The 19,934-nt window shown below is 38.1% G+C and carries 18 protein-coding genes; 7 read left to right on the top strand and 11 right to left on the bottom strand.

Annotated elements, in window-relative coordinates; genetic code table 11:
* Positions 1 to 17 precede the first annotated feature (17 nt).
* The 4 genes from AB1278_RS02210 to AB1278_RS02195 all read left to right on the top strand — a co-directional run bounded on the left by AB1278_RS02210 (position 18) and on the right by AB1278_RS02195 (position 3,653).
* Complete coding sequence (locus tag AB1278_RS02210; RefSeq protein ID WP_429812142.1) at positions 18 to 1,388, top strand: exopolysaccharide biosynthesis polyprenyl glycosylphosphotransferase; 1,371 nt, start codon at positions 18 to 20, stop codon at positions 1,386 to 1,388.
* Positions 1,389 to 1,490: 102 nt separating this feature from the next.
* Positions 1,491 to 2,243 (top strand): MlaE family ABC transporter permease, encoded by a 753-nt coding sequence (locus tag AB1278_RS02205; protein ID WP_110009930.1) that lies wholly within the window; start codon positions 1,491 to 1,493, stop codon positions 2,241 to 2,243.
* Positions 2,243 to 3,058: an ABC transporter ATP-binding protein gene (locus AB1278_RS02200; RefSeq protein WP_002983922.1), complete on the top strand. Its 816-nt coding sequence runs from the start codon at positions 2,243 to 2,245 to the stop codon at positions 3,056 to 3,058. The genes AB1278_RS02205 and AB1278_RS02200 overlap by 1 nt, the downstream gene beginning before the upstream one ends.
* Entirely contained in the window at positions 3,042 to 3,653 is a 612-nt protein-coding gene (locus AB1278_RS02195) for an outer membrane beta-barrel protein (RefSeq protein WP_202840036.1), read from the top strand. Before AB1278_RS02200 ends, AB1278_RS02195 begins: the two co-directional genes overlap by 17 nt.
* A 36-nt stretch (positions 3,654 to 3,689) precedes the next feature.
* On the opposite strand, the gene AB1278_RS02190 is transcribed toward AB1278_RS02195, so the two are convergent.
* Both AB1278_RS02190 and AB1278_RS02185 read right to left on the bottom strand, forming a co-directional pair.
* On the bottom strand, positions 3,690 to 4,001 hold the full coding sequence (locus AB1278_RS02190) for a hypothetical protein (protein ID WP_110009932.1): 312 nt from the start codon (positions 3,999 to 4,001) through the stop codon (positions 3,690 to 3,692).
* A gap of 85 nt (positions 4,002 to 4,086) precedes the next feature.
* The gene (locus AB1278_RS02185) at positions 4,087 to 4,893 is read right to left on the bottom strand and encodes a M48 family metallopeptidase (RefSeq protein WP_110009933.1); all 807 of its coding nucleotides are present in this window, start codon (positions 4,891 to 4,893) and stop codon (positions 4,087 to 4,089) included.
* Positions 4,894 to 4,998: 105 nt separating this feature from the next.
* On the opposite strand from AB1278_RS02185, the gene AB1278_RS02180 reads away from it, so the two are divergent.
* Complete coding sequence (locus tag AB1278_RS02180; RefSeq protein WP_110009934.1) at positions 4,999 to 5,547, top strand: DUF4251 domain-containing protein; 549 nt, start codon at positions 4,999 to 5,001, stop codon at positions 5,545 to 5,547.
* Here AB1278_RS02180 and meaB read toward each other — a convergent pair.
* Complete coding sequence (meaB, locus tag AB1278_RS02175) at positions 5,544 to 6,536, bottom strand: methylmalonyl Co-A mutase-associated GTPase MeaB (protein WP_429812135.1); 993 nt, start codon at positions 6,534 to 6,536, stop codon at positions 5,544 to 5,546. The genes AB1278_RS02180 and meaB overlap by 4 nt on opposite strands.
* A gap of 198 nt (positions 6,537 to 6,734) precedes the next feature.
* Here meaB and AB1278_RS02170 point away from each other — a divergent pair, with 198 nt between their 5' ends.
* Together AB1278_RS02170 and AB1278_RS02165 are read left to right on the top strand one after the other, a co-directional pair.
* Positions 6,735 to 7,028 carry a c-type cytochrome gene (locus AB1278_RS02170; protein ID WP_137904801.1) on the top strand — a complete coding sequence of 98 codons (294 nt, stop codon included), beginning with the start codon at positions 6,735 to 6,737 and terminating at the stop codon, positions 7,026 to 7,028.
* A gap of 20 nt (positions 7,029 to 7,048) precedes the next feature.
* Entirely contained in the window at positions 7,049 to 7,336 is a 288-nt protein-coding gene (locus AB1278_RS02165; RefSeq protein ID WP_227942672.1) for a c-type cytochrome, read from the top strand.
* Between the two features lie 48 nt (positions 7,337 to 7,384).
* Here the strand turns inward: AB1278_RS02165 and AB1278_RS02160 are convergent, their stop codons facing one another.
* The 8 genes from AB1278_RS02160 to AB1278_RS02125 form a co-directional block, all read right to left on the bottom strand.
* On the bottom strand, positions 7,385 to 9,964 hold the full coding sequence (locus AB1278_RS02160) for a T9SS-dependent M36 family metallopeptidase (protein ID WP_429812130.1): 2,580 nt from the start codon (positions 9,962 to 9,964) through the stop codon (positions 7,385 to 7,387).
* Between the two features lie 222 nt (positions 9,965 to 10,186).
* A complete protein-coding gene (locus AB1278_RS02155; RefSeq protein WP_429812127.1) occupies positions 10,187 to 10,696 on the bottom strand; it encodes a tetratricopeptide repeat protein in 510 nt (169 codons plus the stop codon).
* Complete coding sequence (prfH, locus tag AB1278_RS02150) at positions 10,683 to 11,381, bottom strand: peptide chain release factor H (protein WP_429812124.1); 699 nt, start codon at positions 11,379 to 11,381, stop codon at positions 10,683 to 10,685. Before prfH ends, AB1278_RS02155 begins: the two co-directional genes overlap by 14 nt.
* A 68-nt stretch (positions 11,382 to 11,449) precedes the next feature.
* Positions 11,450 to 12,841, bottom strand: a complete 1,392-nt coding sequence (locus AB1278_RS02145) for an RtcB family protein (protein ID WP_429812121.1) — start codon at positions 12,839 to 12,841, stop codon at positions 11,450 to 11,452.
* 27 nt (positions 12,842 to 12,868) lie between these two features.
* Positions 12,869 to 13,606, bottom strand: coding sequence for a hypothetical protein (locus AB1278_RS02140; RefSeq protein WP_395971948.1), 738 nt, complete (start codon positions 13,604 to 13,606; stop codon positions 12,869 to 12,871).
* Between the two features lie 446 nt (positions 13,607 to 14,052).
* Positions 14,053 to 14,553: a hypothetical protein gene (locus AB1278_RS02135; protein ID WP_395971950.1), complete on the bottom strand. Its 501-nt coding sequence runs from the start codon at positions 14,551 to 14,553 to the stop codon at positions 14,053 to 14,055.
* Between the two features lie 57 nt (positions 14,554 to 14,610).
* The gene (scpA, locus tag AB1278_RS02130) at positions 14,611 to 16,728 is read right to left on the bottom strand and encodes a methylmalonyl-CoA mutase (RefSeq protein WP_202840055.1); all 2,118 of its coding nucleotides are present in this window, start codon (positions 16,726 to 16,728) and stop codon (positions 14,611 to 14,613) included.
* 138 nt (positions 16,729 to 16,866) lie between these two features.
* On the bottom strand, positions 16,867 to 19,902 hold the full coding sequence (locus tag AB1278_RS02125) for a reprolysin-like metallopeptidase (protein WP_429812118.1): 3,036 nt from the start codon (positions 19,900 to 19,902) through the stop codon (positions 16,867 to 16,869).
* Positions 19,903 to 19,934: the final 32 nt, after the last annotated feature.

Genomic DNA, 19,934 nt, shown 5'->3' with positions numbered 1-19,934 from the left:
CGCTATAATACCGATAGATGCAGAGAATTCGATACTCTAGATACCTGAAATCAATCATTATGTTGCTTGACCTCATGGTTATTGCATCTGTCTTCATATTCTTTTTTATAAGCAGAAACGAAAGTTTAAAATACAATAAAGAAACCTGGTACCAGAATAGTTTTTCTCTCATTCTGTTGTTTTTGTTCTGGGTGCTCCTGAGCGGTAGGACAAAAATATACAATATCCCGAGAAACCTCACTTATACCCTGTTTCTTGAACGGCTTTTAATTCATTTCCTGTTTTTTATACTGGGAGTGCTGCTTATAGGAAAGGTAAGTAAGAATGTATTTTTCAATTCGGATATTTACTGGCTTTCCCTTTACCTTTTTATTGCCATCTTTCTTGCAAAATCATTAGTATATTTTGCAATCAAATATTTACGGTCTCTTGGTGCCAATTACAGGAATGTCATGTTTTTAGGAGACAACCATTCCACAGAAATTTTGAAGAATATCTTTACAGACCGTAAAGATTATGGATACAGAATATTTGAATACGAACATACCGGGGTGAAGATCAGTGAACTGGTAGATTTCTGGAAAAAGAACGGAATCCACACCTTATTTTTATCGATGGAAAACTCCTATGACGAAGCAATGGAAAATGAAATTTTCAGACTGGCCGAAGATCATAAGATTCACATTTCACTGATTCCAAGTATCACCCAAAGCGATTTTTTCCTTTATGACCTTGGATATATACAGACCCAGCCGGTACTTAATCAAGCCAGATATCCATTAGATTATTATTCTAATTTCCTGATGAAAAGGACATTTGATATTTTCTTTTCTGTTATTATATTGGTCTTCATCTGCTCATGGGTATTTCCAATCATTGCGATTTTAATTAAAACAACTTCCAAAGGACCTGTTTTTTTCTTTCAGAAAAGATACGGCTTTCATGAAGAGGTTTTCAATTGTATTAAATTCAGAACAATGGTTGTGAATGATGAATCTACCACCAAAACCACCTCAGTAAATGATTCCAGGATTACCAAAATAGGTAAATTTTTAAGAAAAACAAGCCTTGATGAACTTCCTCAATTCATCAATGTGCTGAGAGGAGAAATGTCTGTGGTAGGCCCGCGTCCTCACATGCTGGCTGTCGACAATTATTACAAACCTAAAATCGGCAGATACAGCCTGAGAAGTATGGTAAGTCCTGGTATTACCGGTTTAGCACAGGTGAACGGACTGCGAGGTGACTTCGGAAATGTGGAAGTAGAGATGAAAAAAAGAGTTCTTGCTGATGCATTCTATGTAAGAAACTGGAGTTTCGTACTTGATCTGGTTATTATTTTAAAAACCGTTCTATTGGTTATTGGAGGAGATAAAAATGCAAAATAAAGAACAGGATAAGATAATATTGAAATAATTTTAACACAAAACCAAGCTTTGGTCTTATTCTTGACTGTAGCCCAATTAAATAAAAAAGTCTAATTTAGCAGTATGTTAAAAAAGTTTTTCACAGCAATAGGGGAATATATTATCCTCTTGGGAAAATCCCTGCAGAAACCTCAGAAAATGAGGGTTTTCTGGAAGCTGTTCATGAGAGAAATTAATGATTTGGGGGTAAATTCTTTCGGGCTCGTAGTCTTCACTTCTATTTTCGTGGGGGCTGTAGTTGCTATTCAGATGTTCAACAACTTTGATGCTTCTTCTTTTCCTATTCCTACTTCATTTGTAGGATACGCTACAAAGGCTGTATTGGTTCTGGAATTTTCGCCAACCATTATCAGTCTGATTCTTGCGGGTAAAGTAGGGTCTTATATTGCATCCAGTATTGGAACAATGAGGGTTTCCGAACAGATTGATGCTCTGGATATCATGGGAGTAAACTCTCCGAATTTTCTGATTTTCCCTAAAATTGTTGCCTGTGTTCTCTTTAACCCTCTTCTTATTGCTATCAGTATAGTATTTGGTATCGGCGGAGGATATATTGCCGGAATTCTGACCGGAAACTGGACCGAGAACGATTATATAGTGGGAATCCAAATGTATATGCCCAATCTGTTTATCTATTATGCATTTATCAAAACAACTGTTTTTGCCTTCATCATTGCCACAGTACCTTCTTATTTCGGATATAACGTAAAAGGAGGATCATTGGAAGTAGGTAGAGCCAGTACACAGGCGGTAGTATGGACAATGGTATTCATTATCATTTCCGAATTAATTTTAACCCAATTAATATTAAGCTGATGATTGAGGTAAAAGATCTTAAGAAAAGTTTTGGAGATGTTGAAGTATTGAAGGGAATTTCAACTTCATTTGATAAAGGAAAGGTAAACCTGATTATTGGACAGAGTGGTTCAGGAAAAACTGTGTTTTTAAAAAGTTTACTGAATGTATATATGCCTTCATCAGGAGAAATTCTGTTTGATGGAAAAGATATCAATACGATGACCAGAGATGAAAAACAGCATCTCCGTTCAGAAATCGGGACCGTCTTTCAGGGAAGCGCATTATTTGACTCTTTAACTGTTGAAGAAAACATTATGTTTCCTCTTGACATGTTTACCAATCTTACCTACAGAGAAAAAAAGAAAAGGGTTTTTGAAGTAATAGGAAGAGTACACCTTGATAAAGCTGAAAAGAAATATCCTTCTGAAATTTCAGGGGGAATGCAGAAAAGGGTTGCTATTGCGAGAGCAATTGTAAACAATCCCAAATATTTGTTCTGTGATGAACCCAATTCGGGACTTGATCCCTATACATCAAAAGTAATAGATGATCTTCTTTACGAGATCACAAAGGAATACAATACCACAACCATTGTCAATACCCACGATATGAACTCTGTAATGACGATTGGCGAGAAAATTGTATACCTAAGACTGGGAATCAAAGAATGGGAAGGCAACAAAGACATTCTGATTACTGCAGGCAATAAAAACCTGATTGACTTCGTTTATTCTTCAGAACTGTTTAAAGAGCTGAGAGAATATTTACTTGAGAATAATAAAACGATTGAAACGACAAATACAAAAATAGACGATAATGAAAAAGGTACTTAGTATAGCGTTATTAGGGTTTTCAATGTGGGCATCTGCACAGATTTCACTGGCAGGTAAAGCCAACTTAATTTTTCCGACAGGCTCTCCTTCATGGTCCAATATCAAAGGAACAGTGAATGATGCAATTGAAGGAACAGGTAAAAATAATGTAGGTTTCAACGTTGGGCTTTCATTAAAAGTAGGTCTTCCTACTTCATTGTTTGTGATGCCTGAAATCTATTACACTCACTTCAAAAATGAGTTTACAACAGAGAACACTACTTTTGATGTAAAAAGCAACCGTATCGATGTTCCGGTTCTTTTAGGATATAACCTTTTAGGGAATATGCTGGGCGTTTTTGTAGGACCTGTAGGAAGTTTTAACTTAAATAAAGACAATACTTACAACGATTTCAAAGAAAATGCTAAAAATGATTTTACTGTAGGATACCAGTTTGGTGCACAGCTTGAAATCAAAAAACTTATTGTAAATGCAAGATATGAAGGTGCTTTCAGTAAAGACGAAAGAAATTTCATCAACAGAGTTTCCGGTACGGAAATCAGATATGATAACAGGCCTAATCTGTTTATGGTAGGTTTAGGATATAAATTCTAATTTAATATCGAAAATAACAACTTTAAACCCTCAAATTTAAATTTGAGGGTTTTTATTTTGTGCTTCAAGTTCAGCCTGGCGTTTTGCAATTTCTGCCGCCTGTTTTTCAAGCTCTTCTTTGTCTTTCTGCAGCTGTTTGAATTCTTTTCTTTTCTGTTCCGCTTTGATAGCGCTTCCTTTACTTACATATCCTACCATTCCTCCAATGATAAGTCCTATACCTATTCCTGCCATTATTCCCATAATGTGGGAAATTTTTATTTGTTCTACGGCAAAATCGGTTGTCAGATAGAAAAGTAATGCAGAAACTGCTAAAAGTATAAGTCCGGTAATTGATAAACTCTTCATAATATTGTGTTTAGGTGTTTATAAAAAAAGCCTTACCAAATTTACTAAAAATTTAATAAGGCTTTACTCAAGATTAAAATTCTCATTATAATTTTCCTCCCGCAGCCTTATAATATTCTAAAGCTTTCGGAAGATCTTTATTGATATCTGAAATTCTTGTTTCCGGGCTTGGGTGGGTAGATAAGAATTCAGGCTGCCTTGCTCCCGAAGAAGCTGCTTCCATTCTGTTCCAGAAAGGAATGGCTGCTCTTGGGTCATATCCGGCCATAGACATCAGATAAAGTCCCATTTCATCTGCCTCAGATTCCTGCCCTCTTCCGTATTTCAGTAAAGCCACTTGCGATCCGATAGGATATACCTTCTGGAAAACACTGGCCCATTGCGCATTGGAGATGGTTCCTCCCAGGATTGCACCTCCGTACTGGGCTACCATTGCCTGAGAAATCCTTTCGTTTCCGTGGCCTGCCAATGCGTGGGAAACTTCATGTCCCATTACAACGGCAAGTCCGTTATCGTCTTTTGTTACCGGCAATATTCCGGTATAAACTGCTACTTTACCGCCAGGCATACACCATGCGTTCAGCTCGTTGCTCTGCAATAGATTAAACTCCCAGCTATAGTTGGCAAGATCCGCTGATCTTCCAATACTCTGATAATATCTTTCTGCTGCATTTTTGATTCTGTTTCCTACATTTACCACTCTCTTTGCATCTGCCGTACCGGTAATCACTTTACCTTTAGACAATGTCGTTCTATATTCCTGTGAAGACATTGTTAAAATTTCCGAATTGTTGGCCAGTTGTAAAGAAGATCTTCCTGTAATCGGATTTGTAGTACAGGCAACAGCCGACAGAGCAATAGCTCCCATTCCTAATAGATGTGTAACTTTCATAGTTTGAGTGTTAATAATTCAACCTTAACAATTTTTATTCCAAAATATTTCTTAAAGAAAATATTTGCATACATTTTGCTGTTTAAAATTAATAATTATCTCATTATGAAAAAGTATATTTCTTTACTGATGATTTTTGGATTCCTGTTCTTATTTCAGAGCTGTGCATCACAAGGTTCATTAGATTCGAAAACAGTGGATACTTTAGTAAATTCCCAGGAGTTTACCTTCTATGCACAACGAGCCAATCCTACCAATTATGATGTTATCAATGTCATGAACTCTATGCCCAATGCTACTGCAACGAGAATGCTTAATCTGAATGGAGATTATACCATTGATGTAAGTAAAAATACACTGGATGTGGTACTGCCTTATTTTGGAAGGCTTTTCAATCCAACTTACGGAAGTACAAGTGATAACAGCTACAGATTTACCTCAAAAGATTTTACGGTAACTAAAACTCAGAATAAAAAGGGAACCTGGACTTTAAAATTCAAGCCTAAAGATGCAAGAAATGTAGATGAAGTGAATATAGAAATTTTTAAAAACGGAAAAGCTTTCGTATCGATGAGAAGCAGCGACAGGCAGCCCATTACTTATGACGGATATATTTCAAAAACTGAAGTAAAACAGGAAAAAGAGAAGCTTTAATTCCTTTTTTGATCAGATAAAAATTTTTCAACAAATAATTTTGCTTCAGTACTTGGATTGGAAACCATGGCTGAAGCATTTTTTTTATGCATATGATAAGCTTCCTCTACCGAATTGCTTTTTTTCATAAGGGATAAAATATATTCCTGGACCCAATATTCAAATCGCTTTTCAGCCTGCTGAACACGGATTTCTTCAAAACGGCCGCTTTTCTTTTTCAGATCAATAAATTCAAATATTTTATCGTAGACATCCTGCAGCCCTTCGTTATGAAGAGCAGAGCCTAATAGCACAGGGATCTTCCAGCCTTTTTCTTTAGGAGGAATAAAGTCCAGAGCTCTTTTCAGTTCAAGCCTTGTATTTTTTGCTTTCTGAAGGTTATCCTGATCCACTTTATTGATAAAAATAACATCCACCATTTCCATGATTCCTCTTTTTATGCCCTGAAGTTCATCTCCGCCTCCAATGATTTTAAGGAATAAGAAAACATCGGTAATATCAGCAACCAGTACTTCTGACTGTCCTACTCCAACGGTTTCTATTAAAATATAATCGTATCCTGCAGCCTCGCAGATCATCATGGTTTCAAAGGTAGTATTGGCTACTCCTCCCAAAAACCCGGAACTTGGGGAAGGGCGTATGAATGCATTTTCTTCTTTGGCCAGTTCTTCCATTCTGGTTTTATCCCCTAAAATACTTCCTTTGTTGATTGCCGAGCTGGGATCTATGGCCAAAACTGCCACTTTTTTACCTTGGGCAATAGCCAGGCGTCCAAAGTTTTCTATAAAAGTAGATTTGCCGGCTCCTGGAACTCCCGTTACTCCTACTCTCACAGAGTTTCCGGTATGAGGCATAATTTTCTTCAAAAGTTCTTCTGCCTGTACCCTGTGCTCTGCTTTTTTACTTTCAACCAATGTAATAGCTTTTGCAATCAGGCGCTTGTTTCCTGATTGTATTCCCTCTATTAATTCTTCTGTAGAAAATTTCATTGATTCAAAATTAATAATTAAAATGGGAATGGTCAATAGCCTATTCATAATGATGAGTTAAAAGACATCAATTATCTTCATTTGTAATTCCCTATCTCGTATGAATTCAATTTTTATTTCTTCTAAATTAAAACTAGAACACCCTGTATCAAAGGCTTAAGGAATTTATTACATTTGTTATATCTCAAAAAAAGAAACATGAAAAAACTCATCGCTGCGGCTTCGTTTACCGGTATTCTACTGGTTTCCTGTACGCCGAAAGCTGCTACCTCTACTGCTGCTGCAGGAACTTCAACGTCTACTGCAGAACAGATTGCTCAAGGGAAAACTATTTTTGAAAATTCCTGTGGAAGATGTCATAAATTGCCGGATCCTGCTTCACATACACCTGTACAATGGGTAGGAATCATGAATTCTATGGCTCCAAAGGCAAAACTGACGGATGAGCAGCACCAATGGGTTTATGATTATATTGTTTCTGTAAAGAAGTAATTCATCAAACAAAAATAGATATGAAAAAATTCATTTTAACAGGTATCGCGGCATCAGCATTTCTGGTATCGTGCGGACCAAAAAGTGTGGCTGTAACCGGGCCAAAGTATACCTCATCTGAGCAGCTGGCGCAGGGAAAGACCATTTTTGAAAATTCCTGTGCAAAATGCCATAAATTGCCGGAACCAACAAAACATGACGACAAAGGGTGGATCAACACTTTAAGCAGAATGGCTCCAAAGGCTAAGCTTACTGATGACCAGCATCAAATGGTGTATGATTATCTGATTTCTGTGAATAAAAAATAAGCTTTCTAAGGAAAGCTTATTTTTTATTCACCCAATTGGTACCTGCTGCTATCTTACGATAAGTTTTTCAACCTGAGACTGATTCCCCTGGCTGATATGAACCATATAAACTCCTTTTTGTAGCCCTTTTACAGAGACAGCTTTCTTCGACCCTGATTCTCTGGAGTCCGTCAATACTAATTTACCAGACATATCAAACATCGTAATTTTAACTTCTTTAAGGGATTGCTCTATATTTCCTACGAAAAATTCATCATAAGCAGGATTTGGGAATACAATAAACCTGGATCCTGTTTTTTTAATTTCCTGAGTCCCCAAAGCTGTGCTGCATTCAGCGGGTATCGTAAAGTCTTCTACCTGATCATTAGCAACCGTTTTGGAGCCTGCGGATGCATTCACCCCAAGTCCTCTTCTTGCAAATACATTCCAGATCAGGCATTTATCATTCCCTCCATTTCCTATTACATCAGCCTGCAGAATAGCATCCCTTCCATCAATAAAAGTGGGGCTGCACGGCTGCAGTTTAAGCCCATCAATGACAATCTGAAGAACCTTTGCATTTCCGGAAGTATTGCTGGCCAGTAGATCATTATTGTATCCATATTTTTCGATATACTTCCAGGCCAGGTCCCAAAGCATTGTTGCCCATATAAACCCTATCTGATGGACTTCTGTATTTGTATTTGTTTTTCCGTAGGTATAATTATTAATACTAAAATCAGGAGAATATTTCGCTAATCTGTTGCCATTTCCTGTTATAGGCTCGTTTTTCGTGTAAGTTGAATGTCCTCTGGGAACAGCTGAAGTGTCTCCGGGTCTGGCAGTCACCATAAGCCCAAAGAAATCAGACCAGCCTTCACCCATCTGCTCTGTGCTGTTGGTAGATGAGAGACAACTGTATCCCTGCGCGGTCATTCGGTTGGATATTCCATGTCCATACTCATGGGCCATAGTGCCATTATCAAAACATGCATTCTTGAAACCACTATAATCAAAATTAAGAGTTACATTAATTATATTTCCGTTGTTCAACTGCCCGGTCAAGTATAAACCTTCTGTTTTTCCTATACTGATAGTAGGAATGGTGACCTGTCCTCCATAAGTACCTGCCGCCAATGAATTTGGTATATCGGAAGAAGGTTTATACATAATGACACCCAGAGCTCCTGCGTTCTGTGCGTTGAGGGCTTTAAGACTATATTCACAATTAGCAGCTGTGATGACTGCAATTTTATTGGTCAGGCTTCCGACGGCCGGTGCAGTACAGGCATCAGCAGGTACCGGAATAGCAAGATCTCCTGTTACGGGAGCTTGATACAAAGGGCCAAACGATGCTCCGGCTGTCATTACTTTAGGTCTGCTCGCAACAGAAGCAGGAGAATTGTACTGATACCTTACTACGGGGTCATCTGCTGTTTGCAGCCTGTCATATAGATACATCTGCATTCTACCTGCCTTCACCTGTGGCTGTCCGTTGACAATTTTTTCATAGCCAGGGCTAAAATTGGCATTGTTAAGACCGCTTCCGTCAAAAGCTTCTGCATTAACAGCATCTCCTCCCATACCGCCATTTCCAAAATTATTGGTCTGGAAGTTTCTGGCAGATTCTGTAAATCCGAATTTATAAAACAGATCATGCATTTTATTATTCATATAAAATAAATTGGTGATAGCAGCATCTTTATAGGTGAAGGGATTATCATATCTTCCGTCAGCAAAAGGAAAATCAAAAATACGTGAGCTTCCGCCGTCCGGAGAGTATCCCGCTGTATTGGTATCATTCTGATCAGAATATGCGTAAACATTATTTCCCCGTGTTATGGTATAGCTGTTGGTTCCGTCAGAATGCCAGCCTTCGGGAGATGCTGTAAGATCCCATGGGTTACTGATTATAGAGCGGGCTCCAAATGTAGGAGCCTCTACCGGTAACGGAAACACGTTATAAGATGCATTATCCGGAACCTGCTTTCCGGGTATTTTTATATATTCCTTTCTTTCAGCGGGTGCCATATATGCCAGGTGAGACATTGCCGGTTCTTCAGAACTATTATCTTCATACTCAGCACCCTCAAAACGACAACTCACTGTCATATTATCTTTAGTGAGTATTTCACCTGTATTTGCGTCAGCTATTACATGCCATACATCGGAAGAATTCTTGTCAGAAACAAATAATTCTTTTGCAAGTTTGTATACCTTATTATTCTCGAAGTAGACATCATCAGAGTAATTTATTTCAGAAATATCTTTCAGCCCCAGCTTACTTTTGATAAGATCATCTGAAAATTTTGCAGTGATATTTTTATAGCTATCAACAACAATATTCCTCTTAAATTCATTTTTCTCAGAAATAATTTTATTTTCCCTGATAACTACTTTTCCCATAGCGTTATAGACTCTAAGCCCATTATAGGTTTGCTGCACATCTACAATTCTGGCTCCAAGACTTTTGGAAAGATCTTCGTTCAGAATAATAATTCCTGATGCATCACTTTTACTCTTTTGTGCTATCTGCCCGTTATTGTGATAATACTCCTGAATAAGTTCCGAAGAATTTTGGCCACAAACATTTTCGGAAGCAAAAAATGCTGCCACCGAAAACGGTACTAGAAAAAAATTTTTATTCATATTTGTTTTTTAGGTAGATAAATATATAAAACACTACCTGCTAACAACTTATAAAAAAAATAAAATCACAAAAAACACCGATATTTCGATATTTCTGATTTTTTTTAATCATATTATTTATTTTTTTTAAGTTTTTGTTTTACAATTTTAACTTTTGAAGGCGGTGATTTTTGAATTAATGCATGCATAATCAGCTATTTTTATCAAATAAAGGAGATTTATTTAGTCTCCTCCTTCTTTTTGATCCTTGTAGCGGGGCATTTTACCTTCAATCATCTTTTCTCTATCTTCAAGTATTTCAAGTGCTGCTCTGCTGTAAGCAAATTTTTTAGCTTCTTTCAGGACACCTAAAGCCTGTTTGTACTCAAAGTTTCTTTCATGAAGAAAAGACTGACAGTTCAGAATTTCCGATTTGTCAATACCTTTTAATTTCAGAGCAAAGTCAATCAGTTTTTCTGCTTCTTCATAATCTTCATTATTCAAAAGACATTCAATATAATATTTGGGAGTATTGATATTCCCGATATTACTTTGCATGGCTTCATTAAAGTACTTCTTTGCTGTTTCATAATCCTTTAATTCTTCAGAATATACTCTTCCCATCAGACAAAGGCTGTCTGCATCTTCAGGTTCATAAGATAACGCGTAGTTCAGTGCATCCATGCATTCAGAAAGATTGAATGGAAAATAGTCTAACGCTTCAAAATAATATTTGCTTTTAGTTAAGGTCATTGTTGTAGTTTTTAAGTGCATTTTTCAAGGTATTCCTTTGTTTTTTGAATGTCCTGTCTTCATAATTCTTTTTAAAATCTGTTCCTGAAAATGTACGAACCGGATTTCCACGTTCTACCTGCATTTGAAGAACCCAGGTTTCTTTCAGCTTTCTTTCCAACTGTTGAATATAAACCGCCATTACCTTTTCTTTTAATCTGATAACCGATAACTTTTTATTTTCAAGTTGTGAGCGGGAATCCTGCACAAAAGCAGTTTCTTTAGTGGGAATATGGGTGGCACGCACAGCAGTATTCACTTTATTTACATTTTGCCCTCCGCTTCCCTGGCTCCTCGCGGTCTGAAATCTTATATCTTTTTCATTGAAATTAATCATTTTAACATTTTCCAATTCAAAAATTCCGATAAACCAGTTGCTTCTTTTATGCAGTTTCCTGAAAGTACTTTTTCCAATCCAGCAAATGCTTCCCAGCCAGCTTTTCAGAAACAGGTTTACGTCTTTTCCTTTTAAAAGTACAGTTACTGATTTTAAGGTCAGATTTTCATCACCGCTTTCACGATGAATGATCTCATACTCTATTGTATTTTGTTTTGCCTCTTCAAGAAAGGTCTTCAGGACCTTGGCTACCACCCACTGGCATTCCAAAGGACCTCTTCCTGAAGTGATCTGTATTAATTTTTCCATTTTTTTGTTACATTTTACTAAACCTTACCGGTTTTTGAAACCTGTAAGGTTGTAAAGTATTAGATTAATTACCTGTCCATTCTCACAATTCGTGGCTGGAATGTTCCCAGGATGTCTACCAGCTCACTCTGTGCATTCATCACTTCATTGATGTCTTTGTAGGCCATTGGTGCTTCTTCAGCATTTCCACCCATCAGTGTGACATTTTTCAGCTTCAGTTCTTTTTTGATATCATGCTGGGTGAAAAGGCTTCTGCATTCCCCTCTTGAGTGCGCTCTTCCGGCTCCATGAGAGGCAGAGTTCAGCGATTCCGGGTTTCCTTTTCCACGAACGATAAATCCTTTCGCCGTCATGGATCCGGGAATCATTCCCAATTCATTCTCATTGGCAGGAGTGGCTCCTTTCCGGTGAACAATCACTTCTTTTCCGTTATGGATTTCTTTCCACGCGAAGTTGTGATGGTTTTCAATTCTGGCTTTTACTCTTCCACCGACCGCTTTCACCAGCCTTCTGTGAATATCATCGTGGCAGGCTGAAGCATAATCTCCGGCAAGGTTCATTGCCGTCCAGTATTCCAATCCCAGGTGGGTACTGAGGTCCAGCCATGCGAAGTTTTGTGCTTCTTTTGGTAATGGACACTGTTCTGTTGCCACTCTTGAGTAATACTGGGCTATTTCAGCTCCAAGACCTCTTGAGCCGCTGTGAGAAAGTATTCCCAGATATTTTCCTTTAGGCAGGCCAATCTGTTCATCTTCTTCGGTGATTTCCACTTCCCCGAATTCTACGAAGTGATTTCCTCCGCCTGAGGTTTCCATCTGTTTGATGGCTTTTCCCTTTAATCTTCTTAAGATCGGGATCATATCGAATGTATCTCTGTCGAAAATCTCGTGATCTATGTGAGATTTATGGGTCTCATACATTCCGAATTTTGTATGTTCAGCAAGCGCTTTTTCATACTTATCTCTCGCTCCTTCAAGATATGAAACGGGCGTATCCAGAATACTGAGGCTCATTCTGCAGCCAATATCCATTCCTACTCCATAAGGGATTACTGCATTTTCCACCGCCAGAACTCCACCGATAGGAAGGCCGTAACCACTGTGGGCATCTGGCATTAATGCTCCCTGAGTTGAAATTGGCAGCTTCAAGGCAGTGTATAGCTGATTTTTTGCCTCCTCTGAAATGTTAGTACCAAAAATCTGAAATGAAGCCCGCTGGGAATTCAGCATCCGCTTTTCAGTTTTTTTGGATGAAAGCAGGGTTTCTGCAATCTGTCCGAAGGTGAGATCTTTTTCAAATTCTTCCGGATTCAGCAGGATTTCCTTTAAAAGAGATTTTACGTGGTGAATATTCTTCGTTGCAAAATTTCTTTTCATGACTTCCAATGCTACGTTTACGCTTTGATTATTTGGATAGCCCAGTTTTAATATATCTTTTCCTTTTAGTTTTAAATTTCCCATTGTTTTTGTTTTAAATAACAGTAGGACTTATAAGTCCTGTAAGCTTTCCGCAATCTCTGTTGCAGACATTTTGCAGGTAGCATATTTCCTGCTTTTAATAAGTGGAATATCTTCTCTTTTGCTTTTCCATGAAGATGACTTACCATACATTGTTTTGTTGATAATTCCTACAATTTTATGCTGCCCTAAATAATCGTCCAGTTCTGCACACTCTTTTTCCAATTCAAAGTTTACAGGTTTATAATGGGTGATCATATTAGGTCTTGTACGCAGTGTAAACCTCCATGGTTCAATAAATTCGTAGTAAGGAACATAAGACTTCCGGGCCGGGCAGTATTCTTCCTGTTTCAAAAAATACTGTCTTTCTCTTGCTGTAAGTCCCAGCTTCGGGTCATTCCAGGAATATGAAGAAATATGCTGGAGTTTCTGTACTCTCTCTACATATATTCTCCGCCCGAATTTTCTTTTCTTTTTTAAAAACCGGCGGCTTTCCGAATACATGTAGGTATTAATTTTCTTCAGTATTCCTTCAAAGAATTCTCCGTCTTTGGATCTCATGACATCTTCTCTTACCACAAAGAATCTTACAAATCCTCTTTGATAAGGTTTATCCAAAAGAATCCATGGGGTATTTCGTCTGATTTCCCAAAGTTCTTCACTACGTCGATATTTTTTTCTTATCTGCTTTTCTACATCTTTTCTAATTGCTCTTTTTCTGCTTCTCACACTTCTCAGGCGGGAGAACAGAAGATTATCATTTTCCATTGTTAACAGAAGCCTTGTGTGAGATCTTAATTTTTATCTCACACAGCTTTTAATCAACTAAAATACTAGTTGAATGGATTAATAATAGACGAAATAGTTCTGAGGAATATTTCTCATCTTATTTTGCCTTTAATGACACTAAAAAAGATTTCGGGGAAACTTGAAGTTTGAAATATTGCGCAATAAAAAAACCCGAAATCTCTACGACTTCGGGTTTTGATATTTCATTGTACTGTTATTCTAAGAATGTACCAAACCGCGAAGCCTTACCACCATAAGTGGCAATCCAACTGTAGAATTCTGTTTAGTTCTGAACATTGCTTCGTCGTTTTTTATTGGTTAAACTTGATTTTCAGGTGCAAATATAGACATTTTTCTGAGAATCAAAATATTTTTTAATAAAAAGACTGGTTATTTCTTTAACCAGTCTTTTATTTATTGTGAAATTAATCTTTTGAACCCAGACTATCCATTTCGTCATCCATTCCTTTCACCTGATTGGAATGATAGACTCTTTCTGATCCGAGAAAGTAAAGATTATGTCTTGCTTTGGCAATGATACCATTATATTCATCCTCAGTCATACCCTCCGGAATGCTGTCTCTTTTTTCTGAAGGTTTTCGGTAGACTTCAAGAGCTCCATATTCATTTAATACTTCTTTGGCTGCTTTTGCCTGTTCAAGATTATCGGTATAAACAATAACATTGCTTCTGCCTACACTGTGTTTACGGTAAGCGTCCAACATTTCTGCATCGTGAGCAAAAACATAGTCAAAAAAATCCTGTGTCTGTTTATCTTCCTGATACTGATCAACAGACATACCACTTTCTACTCTGGACTTTGAAATAATGATGTTTGCTTCGTCAAAGCCTTTTTCTTTTAATCCTTTTTTAATTCCCTCTGTATCTACAGTCACCGGAAATACTGAAACTACTGTATAAGCCATAATGAAATTTTTTCATTAAACTATACAAAAGCCATGCAAGTTATTCTCTACAAATAATTAATTTAGGAATTTTTCCAGAATTTCTACGGCACATTTCGGCAGGTTGGTTCCGGGCCCGAAAATAAAATCGGCACCGTTGGCATACAAGAATTCATAATCCTGTTGTGGAATTACTCCACCTACAACGATGGTAATATCATCTGCTCCCAGCTTGGATAACTCTTCCACCACCTGCGGAACCAGTGTTTTGTGTCCTGCTGCCAATGAGGAAACTCCTAAAATGTGAATATCATTCTCCACAGCCTGTTTAGCAACTTCTTCCGGGGTCTGGAATAAGGGAGCCACATCCACATCAAATCCCATATCGGCAAATGCGGTTGCCACTACTTTTGCACCTCTGTCGTGGCCATCCTGTCCCATTTTGGCTACCATTAGTCTTGGACGTCGTCCTTCTTCTTCTTCAAATTTCTGAGTCAGGGTAAGGGCTTTTTCAAAGTATTCATTTTTACCGGCATTCATTGCGTATACACCAGAGATTGTTTTAATATTTGCTTTATATCTTCCGAAAGATTCTTCCATGGCATCACTCATTTCGCCAAGGGTAACTCTTCTTCTTGCGGCTTCAATACATAATGCCAGAAGGTTTCCTTTTCCTGTTTTTGCGCTTTCACGGATGTCATTAAGGATTTGTTCCACTGCTTCTGTATTTCGTTCTGCTTTGATGGTATTCAGTCTTTCGATCTGCTTTCTGCGAACTTCTGTATTATCAATATCTAAGATTTCTATCTGCTCCTGTTTCAATGAGGATTTGAATGAATTCACTCCGATAATGAATTCTTCTCCGCTATCAATCTTAGCCTGTTTTTTAGCAGCAGCTTCTTCAATTCTCATTTTTGGAATTCCGGCTTCAATAGCTTTGGTCATTCCTCCTTCCTGTTCTACCTCATCAATGTACCTCATCGCTTCTTCAATCATCTGCTGAGTAAGGCTTTCCACCAGGTTACTACCTCCCATCGGATCTACCACATCACATATTCCACTTTCCTGCTGAAGAATGATCTGTGTATTTCTTGCAATTTTTGCTGAATAGTCGGTGGGAAGTGCAATGGCTTCATCCAGTGCATTGGTGTGAAGGGACTGTGTTCCTCCTAAAGCAGAAGACAACGCTTCGATAGCTGTTCTTGTAATATTATTAAACGGTTCCTGCTCTGTCAGAGACCAGCCGGAAGTCTGAGAGTGGGTTCTTAATGCCAGAGATTTCGGGTTCTGAGGATTAAACTGTTTTAAGAGGGTTGCCCAGATATACCTTGCGGCACGCATTTTAGCAATTTCCATGAAATGATTCATTCCGATTGCCCAGAAGAAAGATAATCTTGGGGCAAAATCGTCTACATTCATTCCTGCTTTGATTCCTGTTCTTACGTATTCAAGACCGTCTGCCAGTGTGTACGCCATTTCAAGTACGGGTGTAGCACCAGCTTCCTGCATATGGTATCCGGAGATGGAAATTGAGTTGAATTTCGGAATGTTTTGCGAGGTATATTCAAAAATATCTGCGATGATCTTCATAGAAGGTGCCGGCGGATAGATGTACGTATTTCTCACCATGAATTCTTTCAAAATATCATTCTGAATGGTTCCTGAAAGCAGTTCCTGTTTTACTCCCTGTTCCTCTGCCGCTACAATGTAGAAAGACAAAATTGGAAGTACCGCTCCGTTCATGGTCATGGATACTGAAATCTGATCCAGTGGAATCTCATTGAAAAGAATCTTCATATCTTCCACAGAGTCGATGGCAACACCTGCTTTTCCTACGTCTCCCACCACCCTTGAATGATCAGAATCATATCCCCTGTGTGTGGCCAGGTCAAATGCTACGGAAAGCCCTTTCTGACCGGCTGCAAGGTTTCTTCTGTAAAAAGCATTGGATTCTTCAGCTGTGGAAAACCCGGCATACTGGCGAATCGTCCATGGCTTCTGAACATACATGGTGGAATACGGCCCTCTCAGATAGGGAGCAATTCCTGGTGAAGTCTGCGTTAATGATTCATCTTTTACATCTTTTTTTTCATAGGATGATTTGAGTTCAAGGCCGTCTTTTTCAAAATTGTAAATCTCTCTTTCCTGAGGTGATACACTAAAATCCGGGTTTTTCACAGAAATTGTCTTTCGCATTCCAATTATTTTTGTCCCCGTAAAGTTAATTTTTTTGAACGAAACATGAAACTTCTGTTAACATTCTGTTTTTCTTGATTTTAGCAAAAGAAAAAGGCCAGACATTTGTCCGGCCATTCTTATTTATAAATAGTGTGCTTATTTTTTGATAAGCTTCGTATTGTAAGTATTTTTGTCATCTTTTATCGTGATCACATACATCCCTTTGATTAATGAAGCAACATTAATTCTTTGTCCGTCAATCTGACCTTCCTGAGCTAATCTTCCGTCAGCAGTATAGATTTTATAATCTGCTTTTCCTTTCAGATTTTTCACTTCTACGAAAGTATCTGCAGGGTTCGGATAGATTGAAATCTCAGTTGATTTTACATCTTTTGTTTCATTTACAGCAAGGGTTTCTGCAATTTTTACAGTAAAGTCTCTGAAGCCTCCAGTAGAAATAACTCCTCCTCCCTGTACCGGAACTGATGAAACACCACATGGTCCTGTGGCTGCATTAAAGAATGTACTTGCAACTCTCATTCTCAATGATTTATCGCCTGCATATGCAGTTGCGGGTACAGTAAATGTAATTGTTCCATCATGGAAGCTAAGCTGGTTTGCTGCATTGTATACAGGGACAGCTGAATGAGATCCTACTTTTTCTGTAGATTCAAAAATTCCATTTCTATTATAATCGATCCAGATTTCAAGGAAGTCACTGTATGTACCCAAATCATGCCCTAAATTTCTAAATGAAGCTGTATACTGGGTTCCTTTTGTTAAATTAATTATTTTCGTTGGATCATCACTGAAATCAAGATAAGTTTTTGCTGCAGTGGCTAAATTACCTGAGAAATAGGCAAGATTAGATAGGTTAAGCTGAATAAGACCGCTATAATATGGGGCATTCAGGTTATTTCCCCCTGTACTCATCAGACAATAATCTGCTCCTGTAGTTAAACCTTTTGTTTTAAATGCATAGTTTGCTGAGAATGTTCCCGGAACACTATTCACAACAGCCGCAACCTGAGCTTCATAATTAGTTTCATCCTCTAAACTACTTAATAAAACAGAGTTTACAGAGCTTGTTGTATTCTGCCAGTTTGTTTCTCCTACTTTTCTATAGTTAATAGAATAAGTAGCTCCAGGCACGTTATTCCAAGACAATCTTGCTGTAGTTTTTAAGATTTCAGATGCTAAAGCAGATACTCCTGTAGGAGCTGCTGTAGTAGATGTAGGGGCTGTGCCTACAGTTACTTGTGGAGATACTGCATAGAATACGTTTCCTATAGCTGAAATTTTTAATTTGATTGCTCCTGTCAGATTTGCAGGCATCTGTACTGTATAGGTTCCTGTATTTGGAGTGGAAGCCACTAATTCTGTCCATGCAGATCCATTAACAAGGTCTGTAGTATACTCAATCTTTACATTACTTGCATTATATGGTGCGGCATTGGTATTGGCAACATCCCAGGTAATTGTATTTGATGCATTATTGTATAGGGTTGTCGAAGAAGTAATTCCATTAAATTTAAATGGTCCGTCATTTCCTACAGTAAGGGTTGTTTCTGAAGATACAAGCATTGGTCTCAAAGCATTTTCATCTCTAGCAGTTACCGCATAGTGAAGTATTCTCGGTATGTAGGAAACTGTTTCCCAGGTAGCTTTATTAGTAAGTTTTCCAGCCATTACAAGTGGTAAACTCGGGAAATATCTTCTTCCGCTTGCTGTTCCGAAGAAAGATCTTGCAATCGAGCCTTGTGCATTGTATCCCCAACCACTGTCTCCGGAAATAGAAGCAAGATTATTGACACTGTCATATTGCTCCCAGGTATATTTTATTGCATCACCTTCAGCATCGGTAGCAGATGCATCCAGGTAATAAGGAGTACCCTTTGGAATAGTGTATGCTGTAAGGGCTGCAATAGTAGGTGCTGTATTATTTGTAATATTTTCAGATGTTCCACAAGTAGTCTTGGCGTCTAAGCTATTTAGAATCTGATTAATTGAAGAATAATGGAAATAAGCATCCGAATTAGCCTGTACATTGTCCTGAGTAATTCCGGCATATCCCATAATTGTTGTTCCTCCACCCGGCTCAACATTTACACCAGAGCCTTCCGTAGCATGTGAAAAGGTATGGTTTCCTCCAAGCTGGTGTCCCATTTCATGCGCAACATAATCAATATCAAAAAGATCTCCTGTTGGATTGGTATTCTGTGTAAACGCAGATCCTTTTGCTAATGAAGTAGCTGTAGCAGGATCTACACATGTAGATCCGATAGATCCGGCATTTCCGTTACCACCGGCAGCATTGAATACATGCCCCATATCATAATTCGCATTCCCTACTTGAGCTGTTAAGGTTTGCTGAAGCTGTAAGTTTAAGTTTCCAGTATAAGGGTCTGTTGCAGGGTCTGTATATATAATGTTAGGAAGATCCTGAATAATCAGTTTAATTGCAAAATCTTTTTGAAAAACGCCATTTACACGGGTTATAGTAGCATTCATCTGAGTAACGGTATTCGTTACTCCTCCAGTCGGATCAAATTTCTTTGTATATTCTCCTGTAGTAGATAGAGCCAATCTGTAAGTTCTGAATTTCGTACTTGCCGGTCTGCTTGTAATTCCTACATTAGAAAGATTTTTTTTTCCGAAGGCTTCTAATGATTTAATATCTTTGAAATTTTTCTCTTCGGTAGTACATTCAAAACCATGATCTGCCTCTGTTCTTTTTGTTTTATAGAAAACACCATACACCTGCTTATCAGCAGTAATAGGCTCTATAAACTGAAATTTCCCGTCTTTGATAATCATCGACTGCATTTCGGTAGGTGCAGTACTGAATCTTACATATTTGCCAGGATCATCAACCCCTACTCCTACATAAGATCCCAGCTGATATCTGTCTGCCATGGATTTTTCCATCACAGGATCACTATAAACAGCAAATTTTTCAATTTTTCCTTCTGCTGTAGGCAGAGATACGATCACAGCCTGAGCTCCTTTCCCTGTTTCTACAGCGTCTTTTAGAATATTTCTAAGAGACTGTAAATCAAATCTGTAAGCATACTGAACTTCGACTTCTTTTCTGATCTCTGATGTTCTTTGTGAGGCAGGTTCCCACCTCTGCGCATTAAGGCTGGATAGCCCAGCAGTCAATGCACAAACCAGTAAAATTCTTTTTTTCATAATTACCTAATTAGTTTAGAATTAATAAACTT

It is taken from the genome of Chryseobacterium sp. NRRL B-14798, from assembly GCF_050470705.1.
Classification (GTDB): Bacteria; Bacteroidota; Bacteroidia; order Flavobacteriales; family Weeksellaceae; genus Chryseobacterium; species Chryseobacterium cupriresistens.
The sequence above is the reverse complement of the archived record's forward strand: the minus strand, read 5'-3'. Positions and strand labels throughout refer to the sequence as shown.

Coding starts and splice junctions, on each gene's coding strand:
- AB1278_RS02210 (WP_429812142.1), top strand. CDS start 18: ATGCAGAGAATTCGATACTCTAGATACCTGAAATCAATCATTATGTTG.
- AB1278_RS02205 (WP_110009930.1), top strand. CDS start 1,491: ATGTTAAAAAAGTTTTTCACAGCAATAGGGGAATATATTATCCTCTTG.
- AB1278_RS02200 (WP_002983922.1), top strand. CDS start 2,243: ATGATTGAGGTAAAAGATCTTAAGAAAAGTTTTGGAGATGTTGAAGTA.
- AB1278_RS02195 (WP_202840036.1), top strand. CDS start 3,042: ATGAAAAAGGTACTTAGTATAGCGTTATTAGGGTTTTCAATGTGGGCA.
- AB1278_RS02190 (WP_110009932.1), bottom strand. CDS start 4,001: ATGAAGAGTTTATCAATTACCGGACTTATACTTTTAGCAGTTTCTGCA.
- AB1278_RS02185 (WP_110009933.1), bottom strand. CDS start 4,893: ATGAAAGTTACACATCTATTAGGAATGGGAGCTATTGCTCTGTCGGCT.
- AB1278_RS02180 (WP_110009934.1), top strand. CDS start 4,999: ATGAAAAAGTATATTTCTTTACTGATGATTTTTGGATTCCTGTTCTTA.
- meaB (WP_429812135.1), bottom strand. CDS start 6,536: ATGAAATTTTCTACAGAAGAATTAATAGAGGGAATACAATCAGGAAAC.
- AB1278_RS02170 (WP_137904801.1), top strand. CDS start 6,735: ATGAAAAAACTCATCGCTGCGGCTTCGTTTACCGGTATTCTACTGGTT.
- AB1278_RS02165 (WP_227942672.1), top strand. CDS start 7,049: ATGAAAAAATTCATTTTAACAGGTATCGCGGCATCAGCATTTCTGGTA.
- AB1278_RS02160 (WP_429812130.1), bottom strand. CDS start 9,964: ATGAATAAAAATTTTTTTCTAGTACCGTTTTCGGTGGCAGCATTTTTT.
- AB1278_RS02155 (WP_429812127.1), bottom strand. CDS start 10,696: ATGACCTTAACTAAAAGCAAATATTATTTTGAAGCGTTAGACTATTTT.
- prfH (WP_429812124.1), bottom strand. CDS start 11,381: ATGGAAAAATTAATACAGATCACTTCAGGAAGAGGTCCTTTGGAATGC.
- AB1278_RS02145 (WP_429812121.1), bottom strand. CDS start 12,841: ATGGGAAATTTAAAACTAAAAGGAAAAGATATATTAAAACTGGGCTAT.
- AB1278_RS02140 (WP_395971948.1), bottom strand. CDS start 13,606: ATGGAAAATGATAATCTTCTGTTCTCCCGCCTGAGAAGTGTGAGAAGC.
- AB1278_RS02135 (WP_395971950.1), bottom strand. CDS start 14,553: ATGGCTTATACAGTAGTTTCAGTATTTCCGGTGACTGTAGATACAGAG.
- scpA (WP_202840055.1), bottom strand. CDS start 16,728: ATGCGAAAGACAATTTCTGTGAAAAACCCGGATTTTAGTGTATCACCT.
- AB1278_RS02125 (WP_429812118.1), bottom strand. CDS start 19,902: ATGAAAAAAAGAATTTTACTGGTTTGTGCATTGACTGCTGGGCTATCC.